At 65.9% G+C, this 16,671-nt stretch carries 15 protein-coding genes; 9 read left to right on the forward strand and 6 right to left on the reverse strand.

Translation table 11 applies throughout. The features are described from left to right. Positions 1-29 precede the first annotated feature (29 nt). The 4 genes from LFT44_RS04000 (at position 30) to LFT44_RS04015 (ending at position 5,223) form a co-directional block, all read left to right on the forward strand. On the forward strand, positions 30-1,544 hold the full coding sequence (locus tag LFT44_RS04000) for a CoA-acylating methylmalonate-semialdehyde dehydrogenase (protein WP_236801218.1): 1,515 nt from the start codon (positions 30-32) through the stop codon (positions 1,542-1,544). A 25-nt stretch (positions 1,545-1,569) separates the two neighbouring features. Further along, positions 1,570-2,481 carry a sugar phosphate isomerase/epimerase family protein gene (locus LFT44_RS04005; RefSeq protein WP_236801220.1) on the forward strand — a complete coding sequence of 304 codons (912 nt, stop codon included), beginning with the start codon at positions 1,570-1,572 and terminating at the stop codon, positions 2,479-2,481. Positions 2,482-2,537: 56 nt separating this feature from the next. Then, positions 2,538-3,551 carry a Gfo/Idh/MocA family protein gene (locus LFT44_RS04010; protein WP_236801221.1) on the forward strand — a complete coding sequence of 338 codons (1,014 nt, stop codon included), beginning with the start codon at positions 2,538-2,540 and terminating at the stop codon, positions 3,549-3,551. A 235-nt stretch (positions 3,552-3,786) separates the two neighbouring features. Further along, positions 3,787-5,223, forward strand: a complete 1,437-nt coding sequence (locus LFT44_RS04015) for a sugar porter family MFS transporter (protein WP_442863766.1) — start codon at positions 3,787-3,789, stop codon at positions 5,221-5,223. Positions 5,224-5,311: 88 nt separating this feature from the next. On the opposite strand, the gene LFT44_RS04020 is transcribed toward LFT44_RS04015, so the two are convergent. Continuing rightward, positions 5,312-5,761 carry a MarR family winged helix-turn-helix transcriptional regulator gene (locus LFT44_RS04020; protein ID WP_236801223.1) on the reverse strand — a complete coding sequence of 150 codons (450 nt, stop codon included), beginning with the start codon at positions 5,759-5,761 and terminating at the stop codon, positions 5,312-5,314. Between the two features lie 168 nt (positions 5,762-5,929). Between LFT44_RS04020 and LFT44_RS04025 the strand changes: the two genes are divergently transcribed. Beyond that, complete coding sequence (locus tag LFT44_RS04025; RefSeq protein WP_236801224.1) at positions 5,930-7,138, forward strand: MFS transporter; 1,209 nt, start codon at positions 5,930-5,932, stop codon at positions 7,136-7,138. A 6-nt stretch (positions 7,139-7,144) separates the two neighbouring features. On the opposite strand, the gene iolB is transcribed toward LFT44_RS04025, so the two are convergent. Then, positions 7,145-8,038: a 5-deoxy-glucuronate isomerase gene (gene iolB, locus LFT44_RS04030; RefSeq protein ID WP_236801225.1), complete on the reverse strand. Its 894-nt coding sequence runs from the start codon at positions 8,036-8,038 to the stop codon at positions 7,145-7,147. Positions 8,039-8,055: 17 nt separating this feature from the next. Next, positions 8,056-8,796, reverse strand: a complete 741-nt coding sequence (locus LFT44_RS04035; protein ID WP_236801226.1) for a GntR family transcriptional regulator — start codon at positions 8,794-8,796, stop codon at positions 8,056-8,058. Positions 8,797-9,072: 276 nt separating this feature from the next. Between LFT44_RS04035 and LFT44_RS04040 the strand changes: the two genes are divergently transcribed. Continuing rightward, positions 9,073-10,209, forward strand: a complete 1,137-nt coding sequence (locus tag LFT44_RS04040; protein ID WP_236801227.1) for an LOG family protein — start codon at positions 9,073-9,075, stop codon at positions 10,207-10,209. Positions 10,210-10,249: 40 nt separating this feature from the next. Here the strand turns inward: LFT44_RS04040 and LFT44_RS04045 are convergent, their stop codons facing one another. Continuing rightward, positions 10,250-11,395, reverse strand: a complete 1,146-nt coding sequence (locus tag LFT44_RS04045; protein WP_236801229.1) for a VIT1/CCC1 transporter family protein — start codon at positions 11,393-11,395, stop codon at positions 10,250-10,252. A 265-nt stretch (positions 11,396-11,660) separates the two neighbouring features. On the opposite strand from LFT44_RS04045, the gene LFT44_RS04050 reads away from it, so the two are divergent. After that, the gene (locus LFT44_RS04050) at positions 11,661-11,888 is read left to right on the forward strand and encodes a hypothetical protein (protein ID WP_236801230.1); all 228 of its coding nucleotides are present in this window, start codon (positions 11,661-11,663) and stop codon (positions 11,886-11,888) included. A 102-nt stretch (positions 11,889-11,990) separates the two neighbouring features. Here the strand turns inward: LFT44_RS04050 and LFT44_RS04055 are convergent, their stop codons facing one another. Next, on the reverse strand, positions 11,991-13,511 hold the full coding sequence (locus LFT44_RS04055) for a sodium:solute symporter (RefSeq protein WP_236801231.1): 1,521 nt from the start codon (positions 13,509-13,511) through the stop codon (positions 11,991-11,993). Positions 13,512-13,772: 261 nt separating this feature from the next. On the opposite strand from LFT44_RS04055, the gene LFT44_RS04060 reads away from it, so the two are divergent. After that, a complete protein-coding gene (locus LFT44_RS04060) occupies positions 13,773-14,348 on the forward strand; it encodes a helix-turn-helix domain-containing protein (RefSeq protein WP_018769601.1) in 576 nt (191 codons plus the stop codon). Positions 14,349-14,464: 116 nt separating this feature from the next. On the opposite strand, the gene LFT44_RS04065 is transcribed toward LFT44_RS04060, so the two are convergent. After that, entirely contained in the window at positions 14,465-15,295 is an 831-nt protein-coding gene (locus tag LFT44_RS04065; protein ID WP_236801232.1) for a DUF559 domain-containing protein, read from the reverse strand. A 310-nt stretch (positions 15,296-15,605) separates the two neighbouring features. On the opposite strand from LFT44_RS04065, the gene speB reads away from it, so the two are divergent. Next, on the forward strand, positions 15,606-16,670 hold the full coding sequence (gene speB, locus LFT44_RS04070; protein WP_236801233.1) for an agmatinase: 1,065 nt from the start codon (positions 15,606-15,608) through the stop codon (positions 16,668-16,670). The last annotated feature ends 1 nt before the right edge of the window (position 16,671 follow it).

Consider the following 16,671-nt stretch of genomic DNA (forward strand, 5'->3'; position numbering starts at 1 on the left):
ACGCTTTTCACTACTCAAGGAAGAGTCCCATGACTGCCACCACCACCCAGGCCACCGTCATCAACCACTTTCTCAACGGCGCCGAAACCGCCGGCGAAGGCGACCGCACCACGCCCGTGTACAACCCGGCCACCGGTGCCGTGTCCGCCACCCTGCGCCTGGCCAACCGCGCCGACCTGGACACCGCCGTCGCCGCCGCCCGCAAGGCCGCCGACACCTGGGGCGACATCGCCCTGGCCAAGCGCACCGCGGTACTGTTCAAGTTCCGTGAACTCGTCGCCGCGCACGTGGACGAACTCGCCCAGCTCGTGACCGCCGAGCACGGCAAGGTCCTCTCCGACGCCAAGGGCGAGATCGGCCGAGGCCTGGAAGTCGTTGAGTTCGCCTGCGGCATCCCCACCCTGCTCAAGGGTGACTACTCGGACCAGGTCTCCACCGGCATCGACGTCTTCTCCTTCCGCGAGCCCCTCGGCGTCGTCGCCGGCATCACGCCGTTCAACTTTCCCGTCATGGTGCCGTTGTGGATGGCCCCGATGGCCATCGCCACCGGCAACGCGTTCATCCTCAAACCCTCCGAGCGTGACCCCTCGGCCTCGCTGCTGCTGGCCAAGCTCTGGAAGGAAGCCGGGTTGCCGGACGGTGTGTTCCAAGTCCTGCACGGCGACAAGGAAACCGTCGACGGGCTGCTGACCCACCCCGACGTGGACGGCATCAGCTTCGTCGGCTCCACCCCGATCGCCCAGTACGTCCACGAGACCGCCACCAGGCACGGCAAGCGCGTCCAGGCCCTGGGCGGGGCGAAAAACCACGCCATCATCCTGCCCGACGCCGACCTCGACAACGCCGCCGACCACCTCGCCGCCGCCGCGTTCGGCTCCGCCGGCGAACGCTGCATGGCCATCTCCGTCGCCGTGGCCGTTGGCGACGCCGCCGACGCCCTGGTCGCGAAAGTCCAGGAACGCGCCGAAGCCGTCAAGGTCAACAACGGCACCGAGCCCGATGCCGAAATGGGCCCGGTCATCACCCCGGCCTCCAAGGAACGCATCGTCAGGATCGTCACCGAAGCCGAAACCGCCGGCGCCGCCATGGTCGTGGACGGCCGCGACCTCGTGGTCCCGGGCCACGAGAACGGCTTCTGGGTCGGCCCCACCGTGATCGACCACGTCAAGACCGAAATGACCGCCTACAAGGAGGAAATCTTCGGACCCGTCCTCGTCGTGGTCCGCGTCGATACCCTCGAAGACGGCATCAAGCTCATCAACGCCAACCCTTACGGCAACGGCACCGCCATCTTCACCTCCTCCGGCGCCGCCGCCCGCAAGTTCCAGCGCTCCGTCACCGTGGGCATGATCGGCATCAACGTGCCCCTTCCGGTTCCGGTGGCCTACCACTCCTTCGGTGGCTGGAAGGCCTCCCTCTTCGGCGACAAGCACATCTACGGCCCCGAAGGCGTGAGCTTCTATACCCGCGGCAAGGTGGTCACCTCCCGCTGGCCCGAAACCCACCACGCCTCCGGCGCCTCCTACAACTTCCCCTCCAACTAATCCCCAGAAGAAAGACAACGCTGTCATGACTGAGAACAAGCTGATCATCGGCACGGCACCGGACTCCTGGGGTGTTTGGTTCGCGGACGACCCAAAGCAGACCCCGTGGGAACGCTTCCTGGATGAAGTAGCCGAGTCCGGCTACAAGTGGATCGAACTGGGCCCCTACGGCTACCTTCCCACGGACCCCGCCCGCCTGGCGGAGGAACTCGCGCAGCGCGACCTCAAAGTCAGCGCCGGAACAGTCTTCACGGCGTTCCACCGCGGCCTGGACCAGTGGGAAACTGCCTGGGAGCCGGCACGCAAGGTGGCCGAACTTACCGCAGCCATGGGCGGGGAGCACATGGTTGTGATTCCGGCCATGTGGCGTGACGACGTCACCGGCGAAGCGGTGGAGAGCGGGACCCTGACCGACAAAGCCTGGAGTGACCTTTTTGCCGGCCACAACCGCCTGGGCAAGACCCTGCTGGAGGACTTCGGCCTGAAGCAGCAGTTCCACTCCCACGCCGACTCCCACGTTGGCGCGCAGGAGGACATCGAAACGCTGCTGGGCGCCACGGATCCGCAGTACCTCAACCTCTGCCTGGACACCGGACACGCCGAATACTGCGGCGCCTCCAGCCTGGACCTGATCAAGAACTACCCGGACCGCATCGGCTACCTGCACCTAAAGCAAATCAACCCGGAGATCCTCAGACGAGTCAACGAGGAAAACATGACGTGGGCCGCCGCGAACCTGGCCGGCGTCATGACCGAGCCGCCCAACGGCCTGCCGGACCTGCGCGCGGTCATCGAAGCTGTGGAAGCACTGAACCGGCCCATTTTCGGCATCGTGGAGCAGGATATGTACCCCGTGGCCTTCGACGTTCCCATGCCCATCGCCAAGCGCACCCGCAACTACCTGCTGTCCTGCGGCTCCCGCACGACCGTCAGCTGACGGACCAGCACTGACAGCCAGCACGGCACCGTCCCAGAACCCAAAGGACCAGAACAATGACTGAAACCCTCCGCGTTGCCGTCATCGGCGCAGGCCGTATGGGCGCAGACCACATCCAACGCCTCAACCAGCGCATCCACGGAGCCGAAGTTGCCGCCGTCGTCGACGTCGACCTCGCCCGCGCCCAGGCCGCCGTCGAAGGCATCCCGGGCGCAGTGGCCCTGGCGGACGCCGAAGAGGCCCTCGACAATGGCGACGTCAATGCCGTCCTGATTGCCACCCCCGGCTTCCTGCACCAGGACATCCTGTTGAAGGCAATAGCCAGGGACATCCCGATCCTGTGCGAAAAGCCCCTCACGCCCGACGCCGAATCCTCCTGGAAGATTGTCGAAGCCGAGGTGGCACTGGGGCACAAGCGCATCCAGGTGGGCTTCATGCGCCGTTTCGACGCCGAATACGCCACGTTCGGCTCGATCATCCGCAACCATGAACTGGGCGAGTTGCTGATGTTGCACCACCAGCACCGCAACCCCAACACGCCCCCGGGCTTTACCAACGAGATGCTCATTAACGACTCCGTGGTCCATGAGTTTGACGCGATCCGGTACTTCACCGGCGAGGAAATCATCAGCGTCCAGGTCCGGCTGGGCAAGGCCACCCGCAATGCCCCGAACGGCCAGCACGATCCCCAGCACGTGCTGATCGAAACCGAGTCGGGTGTCCTGGCCGACGTCGAAATCTACGTCAACGCCAAGTTTGGCTACGAGGTGGCCACGCAGGCCTCCTTTGAGGACGGCATCGTGAGCATCGGCGGCGACAAGGGCCCGTACACCCGCAGCGCCGGCCGTTGGGGCGGCAACGTCACCCCGGGCTTCGAGGAACGTTTCGGCCCGGCGTACGACGTCGAAATCCAGGCATGGGTGGACGCAGCAGTCAAGGGCGACATCGGCGGCCCCTCCGCCTGGGACGGGTACGCCACCGCTGCGTGCTGCGAAGCAGGCGTCGAAGCGCAGAAGAACGGCGAAAAGGTCACCGTAAAGCTGAACCCCAAGCCCGACCTCTACAAGTAGGCCGCTATAAGTAGGCTGCGGGAAAGGGGGAGGAGTTGGCCATCCTCTGACACCCGGTCCCCGGCGACGTGGATGTGATTCCAGACGCGTTCCCTGGGAACTGGAACGAGATCGCCGTCCCGGGCGGGCAGAATACTGGGATGGTGTCCAGCGTCTGTGCCGAAAACGAGAATAGAGCCAAGGTCCTCCGCTACCAGCCGGAGGCCGGAAAATGGTGCGTCCAATGAGGACGCCCGTGACCTCGCTTCACGGTGGGACGGCAGGAAGGGAGCCGGGGAACCACAAGTGGGCACTGCGGACTGCCACCGTCACCGCCACCCTGGGCGGCCTGCTCTTCGGCTACGACACCGGCGTGATCAACGGGGCGCTGCCTTATATGCAGGAGGACCTGGGCCTGACACCACTGACCGAGGGCCTGGTCACCTCGTCCCTGTTGTTTGGTGCCGCCTTCGGCGCCCTGTTCGGCGGCCGCCTGGCGGACCGTCACGGTCGCCGTCGGATGCTCATGGTGCTGGCTCTCATCTTCCTCGCGGGCACTATGGGCTGCACCTTTGCACCCAGCACGGAAGTGATGATCGCCGCCCGGTTCATCCTGGGGCTCGCCGTGGGCGGGGCATCGGTGACTGTTCCGGTGTACCTGGCCGAGGTATCGCCCAGCAACCGGCGCGGACGCATTGTCACCAAAAACGAACTCATGATCGTTACAGGGCAGTTGTTGGCATTTATCTTCAACGCCTACCTCGGCAACTCGTTCGGTGAGTCCCACGGCGTCTGGCGCTGGATGCTGGTCATCGCCACCCTCCCGGCCGTCGCGCTGTGGATCGGGATAAATTACATGCCCGAAAGCCCCCGTTGGCTGGCTTCCATGGGCAGCTTCGAGGCGACGCTCAGCGTCCTGAAGCGCATCCGGTCACAGGCAGAGGCGCGGAGGGAGTTCGAGGAAGTCAAGGCCATGGCCGTGGAGGACTACAAGTCCAAGATGGGGTCCTGGAAGGACCTTGGCATCCCGTGGCTTCGCCGGATTTTCTTCGTGGGCCTTGGCCTGGCGGTGATCCAGCAGATCACCGGCGTGAACTCGATCATGTACTACGGGACCCAGATCCTCTCCCAGTCAGGTTTTGGCCGTGAAGCGGCGCTGACAGCCAACATCGCCAACGGCGTCATCTCAGTCCTCGCCACGTTCGTGGGAATTTGGCTGCTGGGCAAGGTGGGCCGGCGCAGGATGCTGATTACGGGCCAGGTGGGAACCACCACGGCGCTGCTGCTGATTGGCCTCTTCTCCCTGATCCTGCCGGAAGGCACAGCCCGCGGCTTCGTCATACTGGCGCTCACCGTCACGTTCCTGGCGTTCCAGCAGGGCGCCATCTCACCGGTGACCTGGCTGATGCTCTCGGAAATCTTCCCGCTGAAGATCCGCGGCCTGGGCATGGGGGCGTCGGCCTTCCTGTTGTGGATCGTGAACTTCCTGATCGGGTTCGGCTTCCCGCAGCTGCTGGCGGCGATCGGCATCTCCAACACGTTCTTCGTGTTCGCAGTCCTCGGCGTCGCCGCCATTGCCTTCGCCGCGAAGTACGTTCCCGAGACCAAGGACAAGAGCCTCGAGGACCTGGAGCACTACTTCAAGAACGTGGCGCGCAGCAAGGCCCCAACCACCGAAGCCCAGCTCTCCTAACCCAAACGGGCACACCTGTTCCACGCCGCAACGCCCCGCACCGCCCCCCGAGGGAATCCCCAGGGGCGTTTCGGCGCGTGCGGCGGGCTCAGGTGCTGGCGTGCAACCGGGGCAGGGCATCCACCAGCGGCGCCAGTTCCGGGATGGCCATGGCCTCATCGAGGGCACGTTCCAGGGTGGCGTCGTGCACCGGCCGCGCTTCCGCGAGCAAACTGCTCCCGCTGGAAGTCAACTCGGTGTAGATCCCGCGCCGGTCGTCGTCGCACAAAATCCTGGTGAGCAGGCCGCGGTCCTCCAGCCGGTTGACCAGCCGGGTGGTGGCGCTGGGGCTTAAAGCCGTGGCACGGGCCAGTTGCTGCATGCGCATGTGCCATCCATCCTGCCGGCTGAGGGCATCCAGCACCGTGTACTCCACCACTGAGAGTTTCGACTCTGCCTGCAGCGAGCGCTCCAGTTCGGTTTCAATCAGCCCGTGCAGGGCTGCAAGGGTTCGCCAGCCCTGGGCGCGGACCTCGACGGCGTCGTCCTTGATGCCCATGCTTTTACTCCTTACAAGAGGGTCGGCAACCCGACCACTAGCTGCGGTCGAAGATAGTTGCTTGCGCGGTATATTTGCATGTGCAACAATAAATACCGCGTCTGCAACTATCTTAGGCGCTATCCCGTCAAGGGAACAACGACACCTATAGCTCAAAGGAGCATTCGCATGCCTGTTGGCTTGATAGCACTCGCCCTCGGCGGGTTTGGCATTGGACTTACCGAGTTCGTCATTGCCGGGCTCCTTCCGCAGGTCGCGGCGGACTTCGGCGTCAGTGAGGCCTCGGCCGGTTGGTTCATCTCCGGCTACGCGCTGGCCGTGGTAGTGGGCGCCTTGGGTCTGACTGCTGCCGTCACGCGCTTCCAGCGTAAGCCGGTCCTGGCCGCACTGCTGGTGCTGTTCATCGCAGGAAACCTGCTCTCGGCCACTGCGGAGGGATACTGGCCCATGATGTTGGGCCGCGTCATTGCCGCCCTCTCACATGGCGCCTTCTTTGGCATCGGCGCTGTGGTGGCGGCAGGCATGGTCCCGCCCAGCAAGAAGGCCGGTGCGATCGCGCTGATGTTCACCGGCCTCACCGCGGCCAATGTCCTGGGTGTGCCGTTTGGAACGCTGCTGGGCCAGGCCGCAGGGTGGCGTGCCACGTTCTGGGCGATCACAGCAATTGGCGTGGCCGCGCTCGCCGGGATCCTGGCGCTGGTCCCCAAATCGGCAGGTGCGGCAGAGCAAGCCGGCAGCCTTCGCTCCGAACTTCGAGCCTTCCGGTCCGGTCAGGTATGGCTGTCCATCGTTGTTACCATCCTCGGTTACGGCGGCATGTTCGGCGCGTTCACCTACATCGCCTACACGCTCACGGAGGTCTCCGGCTTCGCGGTGTCAACCGTGCCGTGGCTGCTCATCGTCTTCGGGGTGGGTCTTTTCGTGGGAAACACTGTGGGCGGCAAGGCCGCAGACCGGAACGTGGACCGCACGCTCCTGGTAGTGCTCGCCGCGCTGACCGCGGTTCTCGTGGCCTTCGCCCTGGCAGCCGCCGACCCGGTCCTCACCGTCATTTCCCTGGTGCTGATGGGAGGCTTCGGCTTTGCCACCGTACCGGGCCTGCAGATGCGCGTGATGAAGTACGCCTCCGGGGCTCCCACGCTGGCCTCCGGCGCCAATATCGGTGCCTTCAATGTGGGCAACGCCCTGGGCGCCTGGCTGGGCGGCGTCACCATCACCGCCGGGCTCGGCTACACCTCGCCCATCTGGGCCGGCGCAGTGATTACCTTTGCGGGCCTTGCCGTCATGGCCTTCGCTGCGGCCGGCGCCAAGCGGAGCGAGAAGCAGCACAAGGTAGTGGCGGCATCCACTGACACGCCTGGGCTTGTCCGGTCCTAGCCAGGCTCAGGGGCGGAACGGCAGACGCGGATCGATGTCCTGGTTCTCCCAGGTTTGCCGGACCCAGCCGTGGTGCGGGTCGTCACTGATCAGCCACTCCCGCACCGGACCGGGTCCCGCCATGACGTTCAGGTAGTAAAGGTCGTATCCGGGAGCTGCCATGGCCGGGCCATGCCAGCCGTAGGGGACCAGGACGACGTCGCCGGTGCGCACCTCGGCCGTCACGTCGATGGGCCGCTCGTCGGAGGCGTAGACACGCTGGTAGCCGATTGCGTCGGCGTCGGAGGGAGCACCTGATCCGGCCGCCACTTGCGTCTCGAAGTAATAGATCTCCTCGAGGGAGGTCTCGCCGTCCTTCTCCTCATCGTGCTTGTGCGGAGGGTAGGAGGACCAGTTGCCGGCGGGGGTGAGGACCTCGCACACGATGAAGCGGTCGGCTTCCAGCGCTGCCGGCGTGCCGAAATTGTGGACCTGGCGCGAGCAGTTGCCGGCGCCGCGCAGTTCGACGGGGGTTTCGGCTGCATATACCAGTCGGGTGGGATAGGACGCCTTGGTCGGCGCGGTGGCCACGGCAACCCTGCCGCCGTCGGGGGAGCTGATGCTTACCGCACGTCCGGTGCCCGAGTAGAGCACGTCGCTTGGGCCTGCGAAGACCGACGCCCGGCCTGCCAGCGGGTAGTCCCTGCCGTCAACGCTAACCGTGAAGGACCCGGTAAGGGGCACCACGATGCGTTCCTCGTCTGCGGCGGGAAGTTCGACGGCGGCGCCCGCGGCCAGGGTGGCCACCTTCAGTCCGGTGTGTGCCCACCCGTTCACGGTCAGGGAGGAATCGGGGGTTCCGATCGAAATGTCCCATTTGCCATGGCCGGCAGTGCCCAGGGGGTAGACCCAGTTGGTCATGGAGTTGGCTCCTTGGATTAGCGCTGGACGAGTGTCATTTCGAAGCTGTAGGAATCGGCGCGGTACACGTGGTGGCCCGTTTCAACCCTGCGGCCGGTATCGTCCACGGCGGTGCGCTCCATCGTGACCAGCGCAGACCCGGCCGCGGTGTCCAGCATGGAGGCCTGGTAATCATCGGCGGTTTTGGCGCCGATGCGCTGGGTTGCCAGCCGGAAGTTCACACCGCCGCGGCGCAGGACGGAGTAGAGCCCCTCGGCCCGCAGCATGGCCTCATCTATGTCAGCGATATCGTCGCGCACCCAGTTCTCCATGAGGGCCAGCGGCTTGCCGCCCACTTTACGGAGCCGGGTGAAGTGGTACACCTTGGAGCCTGCCGGCAGCTGCAGCGTGGCGATGGTGGCGTCATCCGCCTCCACATGCGAGAAACTCAGGACGTCGGTGGTGGGCTTCTTGCCGTTGTTGGTGAGGTCGTCATAGAGGCTGGAGAGTTCCAGCGGGCGGCGGACCTGGCTGGAGACCACCTGGGTTCCTACACCGCGCTTGCGCACCAGGAGGCCGGAACGGACCAGTTCGTCCATGGCCTTGCGCATGGTGGGCCGGGACAGGTTGAGCTGGGCCGCCAGGTCGATTTCGTTGTCCAGTCGGCTGCCGGGTTCCAGTGCGCCGCTGTAGATGGCCGCTTCAATACCCTGGACCACCTGGTGGTACAGGGGCACGGGGGAGGAGCGGTCGATGGTGAGTCCCAGATTGTTCGCCACGATGCGTCCCTTGTGTCGGTTTGATGCAGCGCCGCCCGGTCGGGACAGGCGCGCTGGGGGCACTTTGCCGCCATATGTTCTCTTGATAGGACATAGTCCCTTCTCGATCGTAGCAGTCGCACCGGGACGGTCAAGGGTGCTCCACGGCTGCTGTGATACAGGAGCGGAGGGTTGTCCTGTTGTAGGGACGCATGGGAGAAGGACGCCTCCTCCCGCCCCCGCGTTTGCGTTGGGTGGCTAGGCTGGCACCATGACGTGGGCCGCAGGACAACAATCATGAATTTTGCCGGTAGCCTTGGTCCCCGCCCGCGCACCCTCGAGGTCCAGGACTTGGCCAGCTTCGACCGCCTGGTGGCCGGCGGCGCCGTCAACCTGCACGGCTGGCATGCGCAGTCGCTGGACCTGCGGGGCCGGTCGGCAGCACTGAAAAGCGTGAGCGTCGAGGGCGCGATGTTCCTGGGCTGCCTCTTCGATGACGGCATGGAGGGCTACCTCCGGAGCCGCGGAGCCCTGATCTTCCCCAGGCTGGAAGGTGTCCCGTTCGATCCCTACCGGGCGGCCCTGTATTCCCCGGCTGAGCTGTACGCCGGACTGGCCACGTCCCCGTATGAGGAGGTGCCGGACGCGCGCATCTACCACTGGAGCATCCAGCCGGGCCAGCGGCACCGGGTGGACTCAACCTTGGCCTCTGCCCTGCACGACCATGCCATCGGTGATGCACTGGACGAGCTGACCCGCTCCGGGACCTGGACCCGACGGTCCATCGTCGGCGTCATGGGCGGCCACGCGGCGCCGCGCGGCAGTCGGGAGTTCGCGGAGGCGGCGCGGCTGGGGAGGCTGCTGGCCCTCGACGGCCATTCGGTGGCTACCGGCGGTGGGCCGGGTGCCATGGAGGCGGCGAACCTGGGCGCCTACCTGAGCCAGGCGTCCGACGGCGACGTGCAGGCAGCGCTGGCCACGCTCGCCGTTGTTCCCGGGTTCCGCCCCTCGGTGTCGGCGTGGGCACGTGCGGCCGCCGCCGTCGTCGAACGCCATCCGGACGGGACGCCCTCGCTTGGCATCCCCACCTGGTTCTACGGGCACGAGCCGCCCAACTACTTTGCCACGCACATCGCCAAATACTTTGCCAACGCCATCCGGGAGGCAATCCTGCTGGAACTGTGCCACGGCGGGATTGTCTTCCTGCCCGGCGCCGCCGGCACAGTGCAGGAGATCTTCCAGGACGCCTGCGAGAACTACTACGGCGCCCGCGAAAAGGTGGCGCCCATGGTACTGGTGGGGCGGCGCCATTGGGAGCAGGAATACCCGGCCTGGCCCATGCTGCGCAGCCTCGCGGCCGGCCGGGCCATGGCGGATTACATTTTCCTGGTGGACACGGTGGACGAAGCAGTGGAGGTCCTCCGGGAACGCTGAACGTTGCCGAAGGACCTCCATGAAAAGCCGCTGCTGGCTGCTAGCCCACCGCCGTGCCGAACAGCATGCCCAGCAGGTACGTGATGGCGGCCGCGCCCAGGCCGATGGCCAGCTGCCGCAGCCCGCGGGTCAGCGGGGACGTGCCGGACAGCAGGCCGACGGCGGCGCCGGTCGCCAGCAGGGAAATGCCCACCAGGGCCCCTGCCACGACGAGGGCTGCGACGCCGGTCATGCCAAACACGAAGGGCAGGATGGGGATGACCGCGCCGGAGGCGAAGAAGCAGAAACTGGACAATGCGGCTCCCCACGCCGTGCCCACTGCCTCGTGCCGGTCGTCTTCCTCCGCGAGCTCCGGCTGCAGGGACAGGCTGGGATCGCAGTCGCAGGACAACTGGCCCGTGCGCTCGGCAACCCGGTGTTCCGCCGCTTCCCGGGACATCCCGCGGGCCAAATACACCAGGAGGAGTTCGTTGTTCTCGAGGTCCAGCTTGGGCGCCGCCGCCAGGGTGATCTGCGTTGGACGGGTGGCGGCCAGCAATTCGCGCTGGGACCGGACGGAGATGAATTCACCTGCGCCCATGGACATGGCGCCGGCCAGGAGCCCGGCGATGCCGCTGAGCAGCACCACGCTGCTGGCCACACCGGATGCGGCCATGCCCATCACCAGGGACAAATTGCTGACCAAACCGTCATTGGCCCCGAAGACGGCCGCGCGGAACGTACCGGCCAGGCGGTTGCGGCCGCGCGTTGCCAGGCCTCGGACCACTTCCTCATGGATCTGCTCATCGGCGGCCATGGCCGGGGTGGCGTTGGGGTCCTTGGCGTAAGGGGAGCGGCCCTCGGCGCGCTGGGCTAGGGCCAGCACGAACACGGAGCCGAAGTGCCGGGCCAGGAACCCCAGGAACCGGCTTCGTGTGGATGCCCTCCTGGGTTTGCCGGCGTGCTCACCGAGCAGTGCCAGCCAGTGTGCCTCGTGCCGGCCTTCGGCCTCGGCCAGGGCCAGGAGGATGGCGCGCTCTTCCCCCTCGCGGTTCTGTGCCAGGTCACGGTAGACGGCGGCTTCGGCGCGCTCATCGGCCAGGTACTGGCGCCACCGCTTGATGTTCGACGGCGAGGGCTGGGGTTGCACGGTGTGCGGGGCCTCCTGGGGTATGGCATGCGGATTGGATTGGGCGTGCTGCGACACTGATACTCCTGGGCTGGAAAGGGCATGTTTTCGCGCCTTTGCCCTGCCAGCCTACTGCGGATTTCCGCGGTTTTTTGGCTGGCAAACCTCGCTGCAAAGTTTCGGTTTGCCTTAAACCAAGGGCCCCTGGCGCTTGCGTTCCCGGCCTTCTTCCCGGGCTCCGGCGGCTATTGACCCGTCCGGCCGGCCGGTGCTGTGATGAAGGTGTGGCGCAGGCTGCGCCCTCCCGAAAGAGCACGTCAGGCGAACCTACGGAGGTTGAATCATGAGCACCACCGGACAGCACCCGGACATGCCGCACCTGGACGCCGTGGAAGCGGACCCCGCCTACGATTACGCCGAGGATGCACCGGTAGACGATGCGGACTGGGACGCGGAGGACGCGTTGATTGATGAGGAGGAGCCGGTGGTCCAGTCGCCGCCGGTGGTCATCGATGCCGAGGACCGCGAGGTCCCGCTGGATGACGACGAGCCCCGCGACACTGAGAGCTAGGACATGGAGGAGTAGGACTTACGACGACGGCACCTCCTTTCGCGGTAAAGCGAAAGGAGGTGCCGCCGTCGTGCGTTATATCTTTGCCGGGGATTCTATTTGTCAGCGGCCGGCGAGGACTTCCTCCGGGGCGTCCTCGGGTTCCTGCCCGGAAACCCGGCGCTGCCACGCCTGCATAACTGCGGGGTCCGTGGGCCGGGTGAGCAGTGACGCCGCAATGTAGACAACGGCGGAGGCAATCAGGCCGTAGTAGATGGGCTCGTTGGCGTAAATTCCGTCCAGGGGCGCCTTGGCGTTGATTTCGAGGATGATCATGGTGCCCAGGGTCACGACGGAGCCGACGGCCATGGAGGCCGCGGCGGCCAGGCCGGTGCCGCGCTTCCACACGAGTCCGCCCAGGATGGCCACCAGGAGCCCGCCCACCAGGATGTCGTAGGCGATGGTCAGGGCCGCCACCACGTCCTTGGTGATGATGGCGATGACGATGGCCACAATGCCCAGGGCAAGAACCCAGATGCGGTTGGCCTTGACGTCATGCTCCGGGTTCTCGGTGTCCCCGGTGTTGACCGTCTTGCCGAACCAGCCGGCCACGAACGGGAGGACGTCGGCGCGGGCAACGGTGGCAGCGGCAATGAGGGCGCCGGAAGCGGTGGACATCATGGCGGCGACGGCGGCTGCCAGGACCAGCCCGCCGATGCCGACGGGGAGCAGGTTCTGGGCCACCTCTGCGTAAACGTCGTCCTTGGCGGCGATCTTGACGTTGGAGAGGGCCACGCTGGCGGCCATGCCGATCAGGGCCCCGGCCACGCCGTAGAGGATGCAGTAGATGCCGGCCGTGGCGCCGCCCCAGCGGGCTACCTTGGGCGTCTTGGCGGTGAACACGCGCTGCCAGATGTCCTGGCCGATCAGCAGGCCAAGGGTGTAGACCACGAAGTAGGTGATGATCGTCTGGACGCCGATGCCGTCCATCTGGAAGAAGCTGGCGTCCACCCGGCTGCGGATCCCGTCCAGGCCACCGGCGGCGTTCAGGGTGAACGGGAGCATGAGGAAGAAGATGCCCACGGTCTTGATGACGAACTGCACCTGGTCCGCCAAGGTGATGGACCACATGCCGCCGATGGTGGAGTACACCAGCACGATGGCGCCGCCGATGGCGATAGCCAGCGCCCGATCCAGGCCGAACAGCACCACGAAGATGGTGGCGTAGGCGCCGGTGGAGGTGGCGCAAAGCATCAGTGTGTAGGCCAGCATGACGATGCCCGAGGCTTCGGTTGCCCTGCTCCCGTAGCGGAAGGAGAGCATCTGGGACACCGTGTAGATCTTCAGCTTCTGGATGGTGCCAGCGAAGAGGAGGCTCAGCAGCAGGACGCCCGCGCCAATGGCCACCACCAGCCACATGCCGGAGATGCCGAACTTGTAGCCGAGCCCCACGCCGCCAACGGTGGAGGCTCCGCCGAGGACGACGGCGGCCATGGTTCCGGTGTAGAGGAACGGGCCAAGGCGGCGGCCTGCCACCAGGAAGTCACTGTTGTTTTTGGTACGGGACTTGCCCCACCAGCCGAAGGCCAGCATTGCGAGAAGGTACACCACCACGATGGCGATGTTGATGGCACGTGCATCCATAGATGGCTCCTTGGAGCAGCTGGGCGCCGGGTGTGGGACCGGGGGCGACGGCGCCCGGAACCGCCGCGGACGAACGGAAACGGCTCCTGGAATTGCCCTATAGGCAACAGGAGTTTCCACAGACTAGAGTGTGACGGCTGCAACAGTCAAGGGGCGCCAGTGGCTGGGGATTGCCCGTGTGGCATCCGCGCGTCACATAAGCGGCGGCCATTAGTATGGCTCGAGAGTGGAGCCGGGCTGCCGGCCATGAAAGGTTCGTAGATGAAGGCACTGCCAGTTGAGCCCAGCAACGTCCCGGTTGCCATCGGCTCCAGGATCCGGGCCGCCCGGCAGTCCCAGCGGCTCACCATCGAGCAGGTAGCCGACGCCACCGGGCTGACCAAGGGTTTCCTGAGCCGGGTGGAGCGGGACCTGACCTCGCCCTCCGTTGCTTCCCTGGTGACGCTGTGCCAAGTGCTGTCCATTTCCATTGGCGACCTCTTTGCCGCGCCTGAAACCCACCTGACCAAGCGGAACGACGGCCCGCGGATTTCGCTGGGCGGCCAGGGCATCGTGGAACGCCTCCTGACTGCCCGCTCGGAACGCCGGGTCCAGATCATCCAGGCCGTCATCGAACCGCACGGCCGTGGCGAGTCCGAGCTCTACGCCGTGGACTGCGACGTGGATGTGCTGCACGTGATCAAGGGGTCCATCAAGTTGATCCTGACCAACGAGGAATACGACCTCAGCACCGGCGACACGGTTACCTTCCCCGGCCGCGAACCCCACACCTGGGTCAACCCCACGGATAAGCCGGTCGAGGTGCTCTGGGTCCTGGTCCCCGCGGCCAGCCGCTGATCTCTGTGCACTCCTGCCCGGTTGCCGCCGTGCCTCCGCAGTAGTGCTGCCCGGTTTCTGCGGAATGCCCTGATGCGCAGGGCCATGGGGCGGGGTAACTGGGCTGGACTGCCCCCTTATCGGCGCGGGCTCCGCTGGCCTCCCGCCAGTACCGTCCTGATTTCCCTGACGACCGAGCCGGGATCAAACCAGATGTGCTCCGGCATGAAGCGAAGGACGGCGTAACCGCTGACGGCTGCGGCATTATTGCGCTTCCGGTCCCGAAGCATATCGGTGCGTTTGGAGTGGAAGGCAAAGCCGTCAATCTCCACAATCAGAAACCCTGCGATCAGGAAGTCCACGCGACCGATCCCCGGGAGGAAGACCTGTGGTTCGTAGTCGATGCCCTGGCTGCGGAACAGGTGTTGGGCATCGACCTCAACAATGGATTCTGCCCGCAGATCCAGCCCGCGCAGGATGCGGCGGGCGGTTCCGGAGCGGTCTGCCTGCAGCTGGGACGCCAGCAGTTCGCGGGGCACTCCGTGCAGCCTGATCGCTGAGGTTGCCAGCGCGGTGGACGCCGGTGGCGCCAGGCACGTCAGGGCATGCAGGGCTACGTCCTCGATGGCTGCAACGGGGAGTAAAGGGTTGCCCTGGAACCTGACCGTGCGATGCCGGATGAAGCCGCTGCCGTGTCCGTGATTGCACGCCAGATGCGGGCGTTCGGGTGGGTTGCGCAGCCACAGGCCGTAATAGGCGGCGGCGCTGGCACAGCTCAGCCTGGCATTGTGCATGACGGCCACCAGGAGATGGGGGTCGCAGCCCGGCAGGGCGAATACGCCCCTCTTGGGCTGGGCGACGCCGAGATCCTTGAGTTTCAGCAGGTCCCGGCGCGGGAACCCTGCCTCGACGAATTGGCCAGACCTGGCCACACCGCCGCATTGGTGCAGGTATTCGATGATGTCCACCAGGTTATTTGAGGCGCGTGGGAGGACATCTGGAACCCGCCGCCGTCCCTATGTGGGCAACCCCGTGCGGTGCCGGGTGCGTTCCCGCCCACTTACTTTCTCCGCCTGCCTGGCTCCAGCGTCGGAAATGCTGGAAACTCGCGGAGCGCGAATTCCAAGGTGGCGCGGCGCCGGAAGTAACTGGGGAGGAAAGTACCATCGGAACCTCTGCGCGCCGAGCAGGAGGTAAACACCTGATGCTCACAGGGAAACAGGGGTGTATGATGGCAGTCACACCAGTCCCCTCAACTCCTCGAAGGAGAGGCCTCCATTGGAAGAGCTGCGCATTGAAGCCAACGGCAACCTTGGCCCCATCGATTCATCCCGGATTCCCCGCTACGCCGGAGCTGCCACGTATGCCCGCCTTCCGCGCCTGGACCAGGTGGACAAAGCCGACGTCACGGTAGTGGGCGTCCCCTTTGACTCAGGCGTTTCCTACCGTCCGGGAGCCCGCTTCGGCGCCAATCATGTCCGCGAGGCGAGCCGCCTGCTGCGTCCCTACAACCCCGCCTGGGATGTGAGCCCGTTCGAAAACATCCAGGTGGCCGATGCCGGGGACATGGCGGTCAACCCGTTCAACATCAACGACGCCATTGAGACCATCCAGCAGAACGCGCTGGACCTCACCGCCGCGGGGAGCAAGTTGCTGACCCTGGGCGGGGACCACACCATCGCCCTGCCGCTGCTGCGCGCCGCCGCCGAACGTGCGGGTGGACCCATTGCCATGCTCCACTTTGATGCCCACCTGGACACATGGGACACCTACTTCGGCGCCGAATACACGCACGGCACGCCTTTCCGCCGGGCGGTGGAGGAAGGCATCCTGGACACCGAGGCCATCAGCCACATCGGCACCCGCGGCCCGCTTTATGGAAAGAAGGACCTCGACGACGACCACCGCTTTGGGTTCGGCATCGTCACCTCCGCGGACGTCTACTACCAGGGCGTGCTGGAGACGGTGGCCAAGGTCCGGGACCGGATCGGCAACCGCCCGCTCTACATCTCCGTGGACATCGACGTCCTGGACCCCGCCCACGCTCCGGGTACCGGCACTCCCGAGGCCGGCGGCATCACCAGCCGCGAACTCCTGGAGATCATCCGGGGCTTCCGCGGCATGAACCTGGTGGGTGCCGACGTCGTCGAAGTCTCTCCCGCCTATGACCACGCGGAGATCACCGGCGTTGCCGCCAGCCACGTCGCCTACGAACTGGTGACCCTCATGGCGGACAACGCCGCTCCCGGAAGCCGTATTGGCGCGGAAAACGGATACGCGGCGCAGGCTCTTGGCCAGGAAGCCCGCCGCCCCGCCGGCTTCGCGGCCGCCACCAAGGAGTAGG

Origin of the sequence: Arthrobacter sp. FW306-05-C (assembly GCF_021801725.1) — a bacterium.
Taxonomy (GTDB): Bacteria; Actinomycetota; Actinomycetes; order Actinomycetales; family Micrococcaceae; genus Arthrobacter.